The organism is Pontibacter rufus (genome assembly GCF_015694705.1).
GTDB classification, from domain to species: domain Bacteria; phylum Bacteroidota; class Bacteroidia; order Cytophagales; family Hymenobacteraceae; genus Pontibacter; species Pontibacter rufus.
Map to the genome: position 1 here is coordinate 96,862 of NZ_JADQDR010000007.1, position 13,787 is coordinate 110,648.

At 50.6% G+C, this 13,787-nt stretch carries 11 protein-coding genes and 1 riboswitch; of the genes, 7 read left to right on the forward strand and 4 right to left on the reverse strand.

Annotation, left to right across the window (positions count from 1 at the left end):
- Positions 1 to 47 precede the first annotated feature (47 nt).
- Entirely contained in the window at positions 48 to 1,442 is a 1,395-nt protein-coding gene (locus I2I11_RS12930) for a HAMP domain-containing sensor histidine kinase (RefSeq protein WP_196268139.1), read from the reverse strand.
- On the reverse strand, positions 1,439 to 2,122 hold the full coding sequence (locus I2I11_RS12935; RefSeq protein WP_196268140.1) for a response regulator transcription factor: 684 nt from the start codon (positions 2,120 to 2,122) through the stop codon (positions 1,439 to 1,441). Before I2I11_RS12935 ends, I2I11_RS12930 begins: the two co-directional genes overlap by 4 nt.
- Before the next feature lie 154 nt (positions 2,123 to 2,276).
- Here I2I11_RS12935 and I2I11_RS12940 point away from each other — a divergent pair, with 154 nt between their 5' ends.
- The gene (locus I2I11_RS12940; protein WP_196268141.1) at positions 2,277 to 3,194 is read left to right on the forward strand and encodes a cation diffusion facilitator family transporter; all 918 of its coding nucleotides are present in this window, start codon (positions 2,277 to 2,279) and stop codon (positions 3,192 to 3,194) included.
- Here the strand turns inward: I2I11_RS12940 and I2I11_RS12945 are convergent.
- Positions 3,191 to 3,550: a DUF1801 domain-containing protein gene (locus I2I11_RS12945; protein WP_196268142.1), complete on the reverse strand. Its 360-nt coding sequence runs from the start codon at positions 3,548 to 3,550 to the stop codon at positions 3,191 to 3,193. The two genes, I2I11_RS12940 and I2I11_RS12945, sit on opposite strands and share 4 nt — an antisense overlap.
- Before the next feature lie 611 nt (positions 3,551 to 4,161).
- The gene (locus I2I11_RS12950) at positions 4,162 to 7,566 is read right to left on the reverse strand and encodes a ThuA domain-containing protein (protein ID WP_196268143.1); all 3,405 of its coding nucleotides are present in this window, start codon (positions 7,564 to 7,566) and stop codon (positions 4,162 to 4,164) included.
- Positions 7,567 to 7,962: 396 nt separating this feature from the next.
- On the opposite strand from I2I11_RS12950, the gene I2I11_RS12955 reads away from it, so the two are divergent.
- The 6 genes from I2I11_RS12955 to I2I11_RS12980 all read left to right on the forward strand — a co-directional run bounded on the left by I2I11_RS12955 (position 7,963) and on the right by I2I11_RS12980 (position 13,760).
- The gene (locus I2I11_RS12955) at positions 7,963 to 8,514 is read left to right on the forward strand and encodes a hypothetical protein (RefSeq protein WP_196268144.1); all 552 of its coding nucleotides are present in this window, start codon (positions 7,963 to 7,965) and stop codon (positions 8,512 to 8,514) included.
- Between the two features lie 110 nt (positions 8,515 to 8,624).
- The gene (locus I2I11_RS12960) at positions 8,625 to 9,344 is read left to right on the forward strand and encodes a hypothetical protein (protein WP_196268145.1); all 720 of its coding nucleotides are present in this window, start codon (positions 8,625 to 8,627) and stop codon (positions 9,342 to 9,344) included.
- Between the two features lie 309 nt (positions 9,345 to 9,653).
- A riboswitch (SAM riboswitch) is annotated at positions 9,654 to 9,755 on the forward strand.
- Between the two features lie 367 nt (positions 9,756 to 10,122).
- Positions 10,123 to 10,842, forward strand: a complete 720-nt coding sequence (locus I2I11_RS12965; protein WP_196268146.1) for a phosphoadenylyl-sulfate reductase — start codon at positions 10,123 to 10,125, stop codon at positions 10,840 to 10,842.
- Between the two features lie 127 nt (positions 10,843 to 10,969).
- On the forward strand, positions 10,970 to 11,878 hold the full coding sequence (gene cysD, locus I2I11_RS12970; RefSeq protein WP_196268147.1) for a sulfate adenylyltransferase subunit CysD: 909 nt from the start codon (positions 10,970 to 10,972) through the stop codon (positions 11,876 to 11,878).
- Position 11,879: 1 nt separating this feature from the next.
- Positions 11,880 to 13,133, forward strand: a complete 1,254-nt coding sequence (locus I2I11_RS12975) for a sulfate adenylyltransferase subunit 1 (protein ID WP_196268148.1) — start codon at positions 11,880 to 11,882, stop codon at positions 13,131 to 13,133.
- A 201-nt stretch (positions 13,134 to 13,334) separates the two neighbouring features.
- The gene (locus I2I11_RS12980) at positions 13,335 to 13,760 is read left to right on the forward strand and encodes an OsmC family protein (RefSeq protein ID WP_196268149.1); all 426 of its coding nucleotides are present in this window, start codon (positions 13,335 to 13,337) and stop codon (positions 13,758 to 13,760) included.
- Positions 13,761 to 13,787 lie beyond the last annotated feature (27 nt).

A 13,787-nucleotide genomic window follows, 5' to 3' on the forward strand; every position in this document is an offset into this window, starting at 1 on the left:
CGGCCACATTAAGCCGGAATTAAAACAATATTAAAATCCGATTAAAATCAGCGCTCGGACGGAATAAAGCCATAAGCCTGCGGCAAGGTGATGGTTACTTCGGTGCCTTCGCTTATTTTAGAGTTAACGGAAATGGTGCCGCGGTGCAGTTTCAGGATACGCTCGGCCAGGGGCAGGCCGATGCCGTGGCCGGTAATGTTGCGCACGTTTTCAGCCCTGAAAAAAGGCACGAACACATGTTTTAAGTCTTCCGGCATGATGCCCAGCCCTCTGTCCCGCACCCGCAGCGCTACCTCGTGGCGCAGTACTTCCAGCTGGCAGCTGATGCTGCGGCGCTCCTGCGGAGAGAATTTAAGGGCATTTTCCAACACGTTCACCACGGCAATCAGCAGCAGCGCTTCGTTGCCTTTTACCACCAGGCGGTCTTCCTCTTCGGGCACGTTGGCAAAATCAATATCGATGTGGGCGTTGGGCTGGCGTTTCAGTGCTTGTTCGCGGGCCATCCACACCAGTTCGTCGAACCGCAGGTAGGTTTTCTTTATTTTGGAGGCATCTATACTTGCCTGTGCAATCTGTAGCAAGCCATTAGACAGTTCGGTGAGCAGGCGGGCATCTTCCAGGATGGATTGCAGCACGCGCTGGTATTCCTGCGGCTCACGCGGTTTCATCAGGGCTACCTCCAGCTCGCCCATCATGGCGGTGAGCGGCGTACGCAGCTCGTGCGAGGCATTGGACACAAAGGTGCTCTGCATCTCAAAAGCCAGTTCCAGCCGGTCGAGCATCTTGTTAAAGGTTTGGGCCAGGTGCGATACTTCATCGGCACCATCCGCATTGCTCAGGCGCCTGTGCAGGTCCGACGCACTGATTTTTTCTACCTCGCTTACCACTTTAATAATGGGCCGCATCGCCTGCTTCGAAAACACCCAGCCGGCCAGCAGTACCACCACCATCGAGCCCAGGAAACCTACCACCAGGATTACTTCCAGGTGCTGTAGTTTCTGCAGACTATACTCGTCTACGGACGAAGAAAGCACGACAAAATTGCCCTGGTTATCGGGGTAATAAATACCCACCACCTGCCGTACACCTTCCGAAAAGCGTACTTCTTTTTTCTGCACAACCTCTGCCAGTTGCTTCTTATCCACGCCCAGGTTGCCCTCTCCTTCCGCTAAGTATAAACGACCATCAGTACGGTAAATGCGCACGGCCTCATGCGGCAGCACCTGGTAAGACAGCACCTCGTTGTGGTGCCGCGTGGTGGCATCCACCTCATCGGCCTCTAAAAAATGATGCGCCATAATGGATGCGCGCCGCCCGATGCGCTTGTAGAAATCGTCCTGTCGGTAGAGGGACGTGAAATAGTATATCACCAGCGAAAACAGCACAAGTATAAGGGCGAAAATGCTGGCAAACTGCAGGGTTAGTTTTGTGCGGATGGTCATGCGTCCTCCTGTACTTTCAGCACGTAGCCCATGCCCACCAATGTATGGATAAGCCTGGTCTGGTGCCCTTTGTCTACTTTTTTGCGCAGGAAATTGATGTACACGTCTATCACGTTGCTGCCGGTATCAAACGATGTTTCCCATACCTGCTCCGTAATATCTACCCGCGACACTACCCTGTTCTGGTTGCGCAGCAGGTAGTAGAGCAAGGCAAATTCACGGGCTGTCAGGTTGATGGGGCTGCCGCCGCGCGTAACGGTTTTCTTTACCAGATCCATTTCCAGGTCGGCTATACTTAGTTTTTCGCCATTGCTGCTGTCGGAGCCGCGGCGGGTGAGCGCCCGGATGCGGGCCAGCAGTTCCTTAAACTCGAAGGGCTTGGTCAGGTAATCGTCGGCGCCGGCATCCAGCCCGGTAATCTTGTCGTCGGTGGTGCCCAGCGCAGTGAGCATCAGGATGGAGATGGTGGGGTTATGTTTGCGGATTTCGCGGCACACGTCCAGGCCACTCATGTGGGGCAGGATGATGTCGAGCAGCACCAAATCATATTCATGCTGCAGCGCCAGCTTTACGCCAAAGGTACCGTCGTAGGCCTGGTCTACCTCGTAAGTTTGCTCCTCCAGCCCCTTCTTTATAAAGGCGGCCACTTTCGGCTCATCCTCAATCAGCAATATTCTCATGCGCGTTTTGGCTATACTTTAAGGCAGTTGCTGTAAATTTGTGCGCCGCCCGGGTTGTAAAGTTACAGCATCGCTTTAAAACAACTAACATGCTTCTTTGTTGCCGGGGCAGCGCCTGGCTAATCCTATTGCACAAGAAATCGTTTTACAATGTATGGCACACGCACACCACGACCATTCTGCCCCCGGACACCATCACCATCATGCCGGGGATAACATCAAGGTAGCTTTTTTTCTAAACCTGAGCTTCACGGTGCTGGAGTTGTTTGGCGGCCTCTGGATAAACAGTATGGCCATTCTGTCGGATGCGCTGCATGACCTGGGTGATTCGCTCTCGCTGGGGCTGGCCTGGTATTTTGAGAAAGTGGCCAAGCGTGGCCGCGACCAGCATTATACTTTCGGCTACAAGCGTTTTTCGCTGCTGGGGGCTGTTATCAATTCGGTGGTATTGCTGGTAGGTTCTATTGTGGTACTGTACGAATCTATTCCGCGCATCTTTCATCCGGAGCCGGTTAATGCCGCCGGCATGATGGGCTTTGCCGTACTGGGTATTGTGGTAAACGGAGCGGCAGTGCTGCGGTTAAAAAGCGGCAGTTCCTTAAACGAGCGTGTGGTGCGGCTGCATTTGCTGGAAGATGTACTGGGCTGGGTGGCGGTGCTGGTGGGCGGTATTATACTTTACTTCTTCAATTTTCCCGTTATTGATCCGCTGCTGTCGCTGGGCATCACCTGTTATGTACTGTATAATGTGGTGCGCAACCTGCGCCAGAGCATGAAGATATTGCTGCAGGGCACGCCTGCCAACCTGAACCCCAGAGATGTACAGACCCGGTTGGAGCAACTGCCGGACATAAATTCAGTGCACGACCTGCATATCTGGACGCTGGACGGCACTTACAACATCCTCACCATGCATGCTGTGGTAAAAGCTGATTTACGGCTACAGGACGCAGAAGCCGTAAAGCAACGGGTACGCGCCGCCATGGCGGGCATGGACATCAGCCATGTAACCGTAGAACTGGAGGTGCCGGGCCAGGAATGCAGCCGGCACAACTGCGACGAAATTATTTAGTTCTGATTCAGCAGCACCGCTTCGCGAACCATGTCAGCAAAGTAGTTTTCATCGATATCTTCCATAGAACGGATTTTGATATGCGGCAGCTGCCCATTGCGGCTAACCAGGCGTTTTGCCGGATCAGCAAGCTCTTTGCCCCGGAAAAATCCGAAATGGATGCCACTGCGCGATGAGGCGAAATAACACACGGGACCATAAAAAAAATAGCAGGCGCAATCCCAACGCACGCATTCTTCCAGGTGAGCTACGGAGGCATGAACGATTCGTCGTACTTCCTGTGCCAGTTGTTGTTTTTCGGGTGCCAGTTTCTCGAGATACTCGTCTACCTGGTTTGTTGTTGCTTTGCTTCTCATAAAATTTAAAAAATCCTCATCTAAGAGGAAGTATTTCCCAGCTCAAATATACTATTTTCTAAATATTAAATCAAAGCAATTTTCTTATTATTTTTAAAAAAAATCTTAAGGTATTTATACAAATTCCCTCAATTGATTAACACTCTGTATCTGAGCCAGATACGACACATATACCTGCAGGCAGTATCAAAAGCATCTTCCTATAGCTCTTTTAACAGTTAAGTCACAGCGCAGCGAACTGCCTTGCTTATTGCGGGTTGCGCTATACTTAAGCGCTTTATCTGCCATGCTGGATTTATACTTATATCCCGCAGAACTATACAGTCTCCTTCCTGCACTGTTCTTTGGTGAAGGCCGGCAAATTAGCTGTTGCAGGATAATTCCGCTGTTAAGCTTCCCCTCGTTGTAATGCGCAGAAAGCATCAGAACCTCCCATAAAAAAGCGGGCCGGTTTCCAGCATTATACTTCTGCATAACACTGAAAACCGGCCCGCTTGTAATCTGTTTACCGTTACTTTAACTGTATTAGTACAAAGCACCAGCCGAGTACCTTATTTATACCGGCTGCGCTTTGCGTCTTTTACGCTGCTATAATGGCTATACTTCGCAAATCAGGAGTTAGCCTGCGGCATAAACTGCACTGTTTCGAGCAGCGGTTTGTTGCCTTCTCCGGCACCCATTGGGCGCACTACTAGGTATACATCCTGCAGGTTTCCGGCCGCCACCTGTTGCAGCGGAATCGTAGTGGTTACTTTTCCTTCCTTGTTGAAAGTCATTTCTCCTTCACCGATCTTTTTGCCGTTAGGTTTGCCCAACCGCACTTCTACCTGGTAACGGCTCTTGCTTCCGTCGCTCAGCGCATTAAGTTGAATACCACTGATACCGGACAGATCAATCTGGTTTACCAGCAGCCATCCTTCCTCAGCCGGGAAAATAGAGTAATGGCCTCCGTCTACCTCTTTACCCGCAAAGCCCTTGGCGTCGTTGAAGTCTCCCGGCTGCAGCACGCTTTTTCGCAGGTAAAGTACTTCTGAATCCGACAGCGGGCGAACACCGTCTCCTCCCTGGTCGGTGTAAGTAGCAGCCAGCTTTATCACAGAGTTTTGCCGCTGCTTCGGATCAACTTTGGGTGTTATCGCTCCTGTAGCCGGCAATGATTTTCTGGCCTCTTCGCTATTATTCAGCGACATTACCCATTGCACAATCTGGCGGGCATCGGCTGGGCTCAGGTTGGGGTGCGCCGGCATATTTGCTTCCCCCCAAACGCCGCTTCCGCCTTTTATAATCTTGTTTGTCAGGTGCTCATATGCCTGCGGATTGCCCTGGTAGCGTTGCGCTACCTGTGTATAAGCTGGTCCGATAGACTTTTCAGTTATCGAGTGACAGGCTTTGCAGTCCAGGCTCAGCATCAGGTTTTTGCCCAGAATTTCCGCCGAAACCACCTGGTGCCCCATAGATGCACCGGCCAGATCTCTGCCACTAATATAATCCGTAGACACATACAGGTTGCTTTGATCCACATTACCATCTGCATCCGACACGTTTACACTGTATTTTACCGGATTGCTGCCAAAGTAAAAGCTGTGGTTGCCTTGCAGGACGATGTCTACCTTGGGTTGCTCGTTGCCGGCATACACTGTTGCCACGCTGCTTTCAGCCGCTGCTTTCTCTTCGTCAAGTACTTTTACACTGATTTGGTGATCGCCTTTATCTTTAAAAGTATAAGTAAGCGTTGGTTCCGAGGTTTCTTTGGTGGTTTTATCTATCTGCCAGATGTAGTGCAGCTTGTCCTTTTCAGGATCACTCACATTCACTTTTGCTGTAACTATTAATGGTAATTTGCCACTGGTTTTGTTCACTGTCAGTTCGGCAATCTTGGGCGGACGATTGCCCGGCAGGTAATCTATGCGGGAAAGGCCGGAGTCATCGTTTTGAGAAAACCAGCCAGAGCCATACTCCAGCAGGTAAAGCTTGCCATTCGGTCCTACTTCCATGTCTATCAGGCCGGTTAACTTCGTTCCGGGCATAAAGGGCTCTATCTTATCCAGTTTGCCGTCCGGTGTCATGGTTACCACCTTCATCCAGTTCCTGATCCAGTCGTAGATAAACAGCTTCCCATTGTAATAGTCGGCATAGCGGGTTTCTTCCGGAAACATATCGGTATAGTATACCGGGCCGGCCATGGCATTGCGGCCACCCGTACCTACCTGCGGAAAGTCAGGAGAATCGTCATAAGGGTACCAGATAAAGGCAGGCTGCGACGGTGGAAGCTGCTTTATGCCTGTGTTGTTGGCAGAATTGTTAACAGGGTGGGCTGGATCAAAAGCCGGTCCCGGGGTGCCCGTGGCGTAGTTATACTCATGATAGGCATAGTTGTTACCTATCAGCAGAGGCCAGCCGAAATAGCCGGCTTTGCTGGCCCGGTTCACTTCGTCATACCCTTTAGGCCCGCGGGTTTCCAGGCTGTCGGCAGCGGCATCCGGTCCTACTTCGCCCCAGTACAGCACACCGTTCTTCTGATCTACAGAAATGCGGTACGGGTTGCGGTGGCCCATAGTATAGATTTCGGGGCGCGTCTTTGGCGTATTTGGCGCAAACAGGTTGCCTTCCGGTATAGAATAAGTGCCATCCTCATTAACTTTTATGCGAAGGATCTTGCCCCGCAGGTCGTTGGAATTAGAGGCTGAGCGCCGGGCATCATACTGCTCGTGTCCCGGGCGGTCGTCCAGGGGGGCGTAGCCATGGCTGGCATAAGCCTGGTTCTTTTCATCAAAGGGCGTTGAGTTATCGCCGGTAGACAAGTATAGAAGGTTGCCGGGACCAAAGGCAATAGAGCCACCGGTGTGGCAGCAGATCTGGCGCTGCGAGTAAAACTGCAGCATTACTTTTTCAGAACTATTATCGAGCTTGCCGTTTTTGTACACAAAGCGCGAGAGGCGGTTTACGGACGTATCGGCCGGGCTGTAGAACAGGTAAATATAGTTGTTCTCTTTATAGTTTGGGTCAGCGGCAAGGCCCAGTACCCCTTCCTCTGCATTTACGCCGTCAACGCCGGTTTTATAGTATACGTTCAGAGCGCCGACCTGCTTTATGTCCTTTGCCTTTGGATCATACAGCATCAGTTCGCCCCGGCGTTGCGCCACCAGAATGTTTTCATCCGGCAGGATAGCCATCTCAGTTGGCTCAAAGAATTTGCCAGTGCTAAGGGGTGTCTTCACAAAACGGTTCTCTTCGGGTACCCGCTGCGTCTTTACCTTGCCATATTCCCCTGCCAGGTTATGGCCGATGGCGTACTGAATGCCGCCTAAAATATGCTTCAGGTACAACGGGTCCTGGTAAGACTCGTCCGTATGGCCCAGCTCTGTATAAAAAGAGCGGCCACCGTCATAATCTTTGTACCAGGCCATCGGGTGGGTTTCGCCGTTGGTGCCACCCTCGTAGCTGCTTTCATCAATGGTCAGCAGCACCTTGTTTTCCGGGTTCAGTTGCTTAAAGTTATACCACTCATCTGTGCGCTTCCACGGGTCGGGCAGGTGCTTGGTGGCAGGATTTTCTTTGTCTACCACATGCAGCACAGCTTCCTGTATCTTCGGGTGGCCGTTAAAGTAAGCGCCCACCAGCCTGCCGTACCAGCCCCAGTCATATTCAGTATCGGTGGCCGCATGGATGCCCACAAAGCCGCCCCCCGCCTGTATATAGCGCTCAAAGTCAGCTTCCTGGTAATTGTTGAGCACATCGCCGGTCGTACTCAGGAAAATAACCGCGCTGTACTGCTTTAGGGTGTCTTCGTTAAAAAAAGCGGCGTTGGTGGTGGTGTCCACATTAAAACCGTTCTCGCTGCCAAGCTTTTGTATGGCCGCAATACCAGCCGGGATAGAAGCATGGTGGAAGCCGGCTGTTTTGCTAAAGACCAGCACCTTCGGCTTGTCGGAGCGCTCTTTACTGCACGAGCAGAGGAATAACAAACAGGCTGCCATCAGGTAGAGCGCCTTGTTTAATGGGTTCTTTTTTAACATGCTGAGTTGTGTATATGCTTAATGGTTAAGGGTATAAATTTAATAGGATGCGGTTGATAAATAACTATAAAGCAACAGAAAAGTATCACACGCGGGCAAAGCGCCACAATCCTGAAGCAATCAATGTGCTACCGTTGCCAGAAACATACATGTGCCTGTTCTCCAGGTTAATGATGTTCAAACGCTAACAGCCGATAAGTATAAGGAAAATAGTTTAAACAGACAACTATTATACCATTTGCTGGCGGCATTACACCTATGGTTATGACATAATCTGTGAGCGCCCGGTTTCTGGTGCAGACACGCACGGGAGTTACGCACACCGCGAGATCTTGAGATAACCAAGCCTTATTGATATCTTTCCCGTATTTCTGCATAAGCCAACCAAAACAACAGATGCAGTTCACCACCGAGTTTAAAACCGCCATCAGCCGGCTGCCTGGTGCTGAAAAAGACAAGCTGCTCTTCCGCCTCCTGAAAAAGGACCCGGACCTGTGTAACCGCCTGCAGTTTGAATTAGTGGAGCAGGGCGATACGCTGCAGCAAAGGCGTGAGGCGGTAGAACAGGAAATCAACAAACTGGCATCGTATGACCTCTACTCGCCCGGCTACCTGATGATGGACATGCGCAGCCTGAACAGCCTGATTACACGCCACGTAAAGTATACCAAAGACAAGGAAGGCGAAATACAACTCACCCTGCTCCTGTTGCGGCTTACGCTGCAAACACACCTGGATTTTATAGTAGCGCACCTTTACCGCGCCGATACGCTGCAGGATTACCTGGTGAAACGGATGCAGTTTGTGCTGCACAAACTGGCTAAGCTGCACGAGGATTTGTATGTGGAGTATGAGGCGGATGCAAACTATGTATTACAGCAATTGCACAGCAAAGTCGCCCCGCTACAGGCGCAAAAAGCAAAATTACCCCGAAACTGGCCGCTGTAGCGCTGCCGAAAACCCTCTTAATAATTTTGTTGGTTTTGCCCGGCAGGCAGACCAAAGCACGCACCTTCTTCGTTTAAGCATCAGGTATACACCCTTAAAGTTGAAGGCTTATGAACACCCTACCCGTCAACTGGCTAACCGAAGGACTCATCGACTTCGAGTATAAAAAATACGTGCTGCTGGCTTACCTGCAAGCCGTAAAAGCTGAGTTCGGCAAGCAGCACCTCTACCCTGTTTTTTCTGACTTGCTCATGCACTACCGCCACCTCCTGCAGGTAAAAGCGCACAAGCAACTGGTATACGAGCAGTTTCCGCAGCGCATCAGCCGCGCCGACTTTGAGAAGTTGGAGCTGGTGTATGAGAAAATTGTGGAGGATGATGAAACCATGCAGCAGCTCGCCGAAATTATTCAGTTTGCCGCCCCGCTTTTTAATGAGATGGTTGCGGAAGGCAAAGAACTATACGACTTTGTGGAGCGCCAGCTCGAATTAAGGCCCGTTGGTATTACACCTATATATTATAACGAAGGATACTTGTTCCTGGAAATGCTGCCGGGCAAAGAAACACAGGTATACGTGTACCGGATTACGGTTTTTGAAAACGCGTACGAGAAGTACCGCGGCATTAACACCCGCCACCTGTTAACCGTGCGCCGCGGCCTGGTGCAAACCCACGAAAACCTGAAAGTGCAGCTGCTGCGCGAGCGGCAGGAGCTGCCAAATCCAGCTACCTTTGTGGCTATATCTAAAATTCCGGTACCCCTGGAGCAGGCGCTGCTTCCTATTGCCAAGCGTTCGCTGGTAAAATATGTAACCAGGCTGGCTGCGTAAGCACCTGTGCCCTGCCGGGCAGCACCGCCTGGCTAGGAACAGGAATTACGCTAGCTGTACGAAAGCCGGTTGAGTGCCTTAAACTAAAGCAGCGCCTGCTCCGGATGTGCCGGCATTATGCTTAAAATAATTTTAGCTGATAAAACAGCGGAATGCCCGCCAGTGCTCCCCTGAAACGTTTACTGTTTTTTTAAATCTCTACCAAACACATAGATTTTATATATTTATTGCATATTTGTATACAGGTAAAATAAAAATTCGTATCTTTGTAGGGCAGAACACATTCATACATGTATCAGGTTCTGCAGAAATTTATAAAGAAGAGGCGAGAGACTAGGCTCCCGGACCCTCTGGCAACCACCGCATGGAAGGTGCCAAATCCTATCCCGAACGAACGGGAACATATAAATTTAATAGCAATGCAAACGAAAGTACACGCATCATCAACCATTACAGACCGCCGGCTTCACACGCCGGGCATCTCCTCCTCTCTTATTGTTGCCGGATCAAGTATGCCAATTCAGCAAACACCTTTTTATAGCTGTTGTTGCTGTTGCATGTGCTAGTTACTGGTACTAACCCCGTCAGTTAAGCCCTGTACCGTTTCACTACGGCAGGCCGTGTTTTATTTTGTCCATGCCCTGTTTTTATAAATTTATTTTTAGCCGTTTTGCAGCCGCCACGGCCGTCAAACGTCTGGAATAGCATACCTGCAGGCATCAGGCAATTACTGAGCAGCACGTCATTAAATCACACCAGGAATTTATCCTATTTATACATGAGTCATTTACTTGCTTTAGAAACCAGTATCCCTGCCCTGCTTGCCGATTTGCAAGGCTTGCCGGCAGCAGCAGGCCTGCGTTATCTGGCTGATAAATTCAGCGGCACGATTGCCTTCTCTTCCAGCCTCGGCATCGAAGACCAGTTGGTAACGCATTACATTTTCGACAACAAACTGCCCATACGGGTGTTTACACTGGACACGGGCCGCCTTTTCAACGAAACGTATACTTTGCTGCACAGAACCAACCAGCGCTACGACCAGAAAATAGAAGTATACTTTCCGAAGCATGAGGCTGTGGAGCAGCTGCTGCACAACAAGGGCCCGCAGAGCTTCTATGAGTCCCTGGAAAACCGCAAAGAGTGTTGCTTTATCCGTAAAGTGGAGCCGCTAAAGCGGGCGCTGCAGGGCGTACAGGTATGGGTAACGGGCCTCCGTGCCGATCAGTCGGATAATCGCCAGAGCATGCAGCTGCTGGAGTGGGATGATAATTTTAAAGTCATCAAGTATAACCCGCTGCTGGATTATACTTTAGACGATGTGCGCGCAGCCATAAAGGAACACAACATACCCTATAACACCTTGCACGACAAAGGCTTTGTGAGCATCGGCTGCGCCCCCTGTACCCGCGCCATCCGGGAAGGCGAGAATTTCAGGGCCGGCCGCTGGTGGTGGGAAGACAACTCCAAAAAAGAATGCGGCCTGCACGCCCGGTAAATCAGACAAAGGACTGATTGACAAAAGACAAAGGAGTTCTTTACTAAGCCGTCTTTTGTCAATCAGTCCTTTGTCTAGCAGTCACTTGTCAAAAGAAGAATACGAGAATCAATATAAGAATAAAGAAATGAGCACAAGACATCTTGATTACCTTGATCAGCTGGAGGCAGAAGCTATCCATATTATGCGCGAGGTAGCGGGGCAGTTCCAGAAACCGGCGCTGCTGTTTTCGGGTGGTAAAGATTCTATTACGCTGGTGCGCCTGGCTGAAAAGGCATTTCGCCCGGGCAAGTTTCCGTTTCCGCTGGTGCATATCGATACTGGCCATAATTTCCCGGAAGCCATCCAGTACCGCGACGAGCTGGCCGAACGCTTGGGCGAAAAGCTGATTGTGCGCCACGTAGAAGATACCATCAAAAAGCAAAGCCTGTCGGAGCCGACCGGCCGCTATGCCAGCCGCAACGGACTGCAGACCTATACTTTGCTGGAAACGATTGAGGAATTTGGCTTTGATGCCTGCATTGGCGGCGCCCGCCGCGACGAGGAAAAAGCCCGTGCCAAGGAACGCATCTTTTCAGTGCGTGACGAGTTTGGCCAGTGGGACCCTAAACGCCAGCGTCCCGAACTGTGGAATATTTACAACGGCCGTGTCCGCAAAGGGGAGAATGTGCGCGCTTTCCCTATCTCTAACTGGACGGAGCTGGACGTATGGAACTACATCAAGCGGGAGAATATTGCCCTGCCTAACATATACTATACCCACGAGCGCGAGTGCCTGGTACGCGACGGCAAACTGATGGCTTCGTCTGACTTTATTTTCCGGGAGCCGGAAGATGTAGTGGTAAAAAAGCAGGTACGTTTCCGCACCGTAGGCGACATGACCTGTACCGCTGCCGTAGAATCGGTGGCTTTTGACGTGGACAGCGTAATTGCTGAAATTCTGGAATCAAAATTGAGCGAGCGCGGCGCCACCCGTATCGACGACAAACTATCGGAAACCGCTATGGAAGACCGTAAAAAAGGAGGCTATTTTTAACATGGATATACTACGATTTATTACCGCTGGCAATGTAGACGACGGCAAAAGCACCCTCATCGGCAGATTGCTGTACGATACCAAACAGATATACCTCGACCAGCTCGAAGCCATGGAAAGCTCCGGCCGCGTAAATGAAGATGGCGACGTAGACTTGTCGCTGCTGACAGATGGATTAAAAGCAGAGCGCGAGCAGGGCATTACCATCGATGTGGCTTATAAGTATTTCAACACCGATAAGCGCAAGTTTATTATTGCGGATGCACCGGGCCACATACAGTATACCCGCAACATGGTAACGGGCGCTTCCAACTCTAACCTATCTATTATTCTGGTAGATGCGCGCAAAGGCGTGCAGGAGCAAACGCGCCGCCACTCCATTATCTCATCGCTGCTGGGCATTCCGCACCTGGTTATTTGCGTCAACAAAATGGATCTGGTGGGCTACGACGAAGCTGTTTTCAACCAGATTGTAGCAGACTATACCCGCTTCTCCAAGAAGCTGCACACCCGCGACATCACGTTTATACCTGTCAGCGCGTTGCGAGGCGACAACATTGCGGCCGCGTCTACGGGCATGCCGTGGTACAAAGGACCCAGCCTGCTACAGCACCTGGAGGAGGTTCCGGTTGCTTCAGATGTAAACCTGGACGATGCCCGTTTCCCGGTGCAATACGTTATCCGTCCGCTTACAGCCAGCCACCACGACTACCGCGGCTATGCCGGCAAAGTTATCAGCGGCACTTACCGCAAAGGCGACAAAGTAAGCATTATGCCATCCGGCCAAATTTCTACAGTTAAATCCGTAGAGATAGGCGGCTCAGTACTGGAAGAAGCTTTTGCTCCCATGTCGGTGGTATTACAGCTGGAAGATGAAGTAGACATCAGCCGCGGCGATGTGATAGTGAAGCAGGCAGATAACCTGGAAGTAGCGCAGGAATTTGAAGCACTGGTATGCTGGATGCACAACAAACCCCTAAAGTCCGGCGCCAAATTGCTGCTGCGCCACAATGCTTCGGAAACGCGCTGCGTGGTAAGGGAGATACAGTATAAAGTAGATGTAAATACCCTCGACCACGAGGAAGATATAGAAGAGGTACAGCTCAACGACATCTGCCGTGTGCTGGTAAAAACCGCTGCGCCATTACTGCTCGACAAGTATGAAGACAATCGCTCCAACGGCGGGTTTATACTTGTAGATGAAACCTCCTTCGCCACTGTTGGCGCAGGTATGGTGGCGGAAGTTGTGTATTAAACGTTACTTTGTACCTGGATGCCGCAAGTTTAGCGACAGCGTAACTTGTGGCTTTTCATGTGGCAAGTTTTTAACTTGCGAGCATATATAGTATAACCTGCGCAAGTTGAAAACTTGCTGCCATTTACTACCACAAGTTACGTTATCGCTAAACTTGCGGGATGAGCCTTTTATAGCAGTCTTTTATCTTTGTCAAAAAATATGCAGGTAAATTTAAAACGTATAGATCAGGATTTCCATTTTGAGGCGACGGGCACTTCAGGCATCGCCGTCAACATCGACGGCTCCCCGGAGATTGGCGGCCACAATGCGGGCGCGCGGCCGATGGAACTGTTGCTGATGGGCCTGGGTGGCTGCAGCGCTATCGACGTTATCCAGATTTTAAAAAAGCAGCGCCAGCAGATTGATTCTTTTGATATCAAAGTAGATGCGGAACGCGAAAGCGGCCAGGTACCCTCCGTATTCAAAAGCATCCATGTGCATTTTATACTTGGCGGCCCGCTCGAAGCAGAAAAAGTACGCAAGGCCATTGACCTGTCGCTGGAAAAATACTGCTCGGTAGCAGCCATACTTTACAAAACCGCCACGATCACGCATTCTTTTGAAGTAAATCCGACAGCAAGTTGATTTGGAAATTTGGAGAGGTGCTATACG

Coding starts and splice junctions, on each gene's coding strand:
- I2I11_RS12930 (WP_196268139.1), bottom strand. CDS start 1,442: ATGACCATCCGCACAAAACTAACCCTGCAGTTTGCCAGCATTTTCGCC.
- I2I11_RS12935 (WP_196268140.1), bottom strand. CDS start 2,122: ATGAGAATATTGCTGATTGAGGATGAGCCGAAAGTGGCCGCCTTTATA.
- I2I11_RS12940 (WP_196268141.1), top strand. CDS start 2,277: ATGGCACACGCACACCACGACCATTCTGCCCCCGGACACCATCACCAT.
- I2I11_RS12945 (WP_196268142.1), bottom strand. CDS start 3,550: ATGAGAAGCAAAGCAACAACAAACCAGGTAGACGAGTATCTCGAGAAA.
- I2I11_RS12950 (WP_196268143.1), bottom strand. CDS start 7,566: ATGTTAAAAAAGAACCCATTAAACAAGGCGCTCTACCTGATGGCAGCC.
- I2I11_RS12955 (WP_196268144.1), top strand. CDS start 7,963: ATGCAGTTCACCACCGAGTTTAAAACCGCCATCAGCCGGCTGCCTGGT.
- I2I11_RS12960 (WP_196268145.1), top strand. CDS start 8,625: ATGAACACCCTACCCGTCAACTGGCTAACCGAAGGACTCATCGACTTC.
- I2I11_RS12965 (WP_196268146.1), top strand. CDS start 10,123: ATGAGTCATTTACTTGCTTTAGAAACCAGTATCCCTGCCCTGCTTGCC.
- cysD (WP_196268147.1), top strand. CDS start 10,970: ATGAGCACAAGACATCTTGATTACCTTGATCAGCTGGAGGCAGAAGCT.
- I2I11_RS12975 (WP_196268148.1), top strand. CDS start 11,880: ATGGATATACTACGATTTATTACCGCTGGCAATGTAGACGACGGCAAA.
- I2I11_RS12980 (WP_196268149.1), top strand. CDS start 13,335: ATGCAGGTAAATTTAAAACGTATAGATCAGGATTTCCATTTTGAGGCG.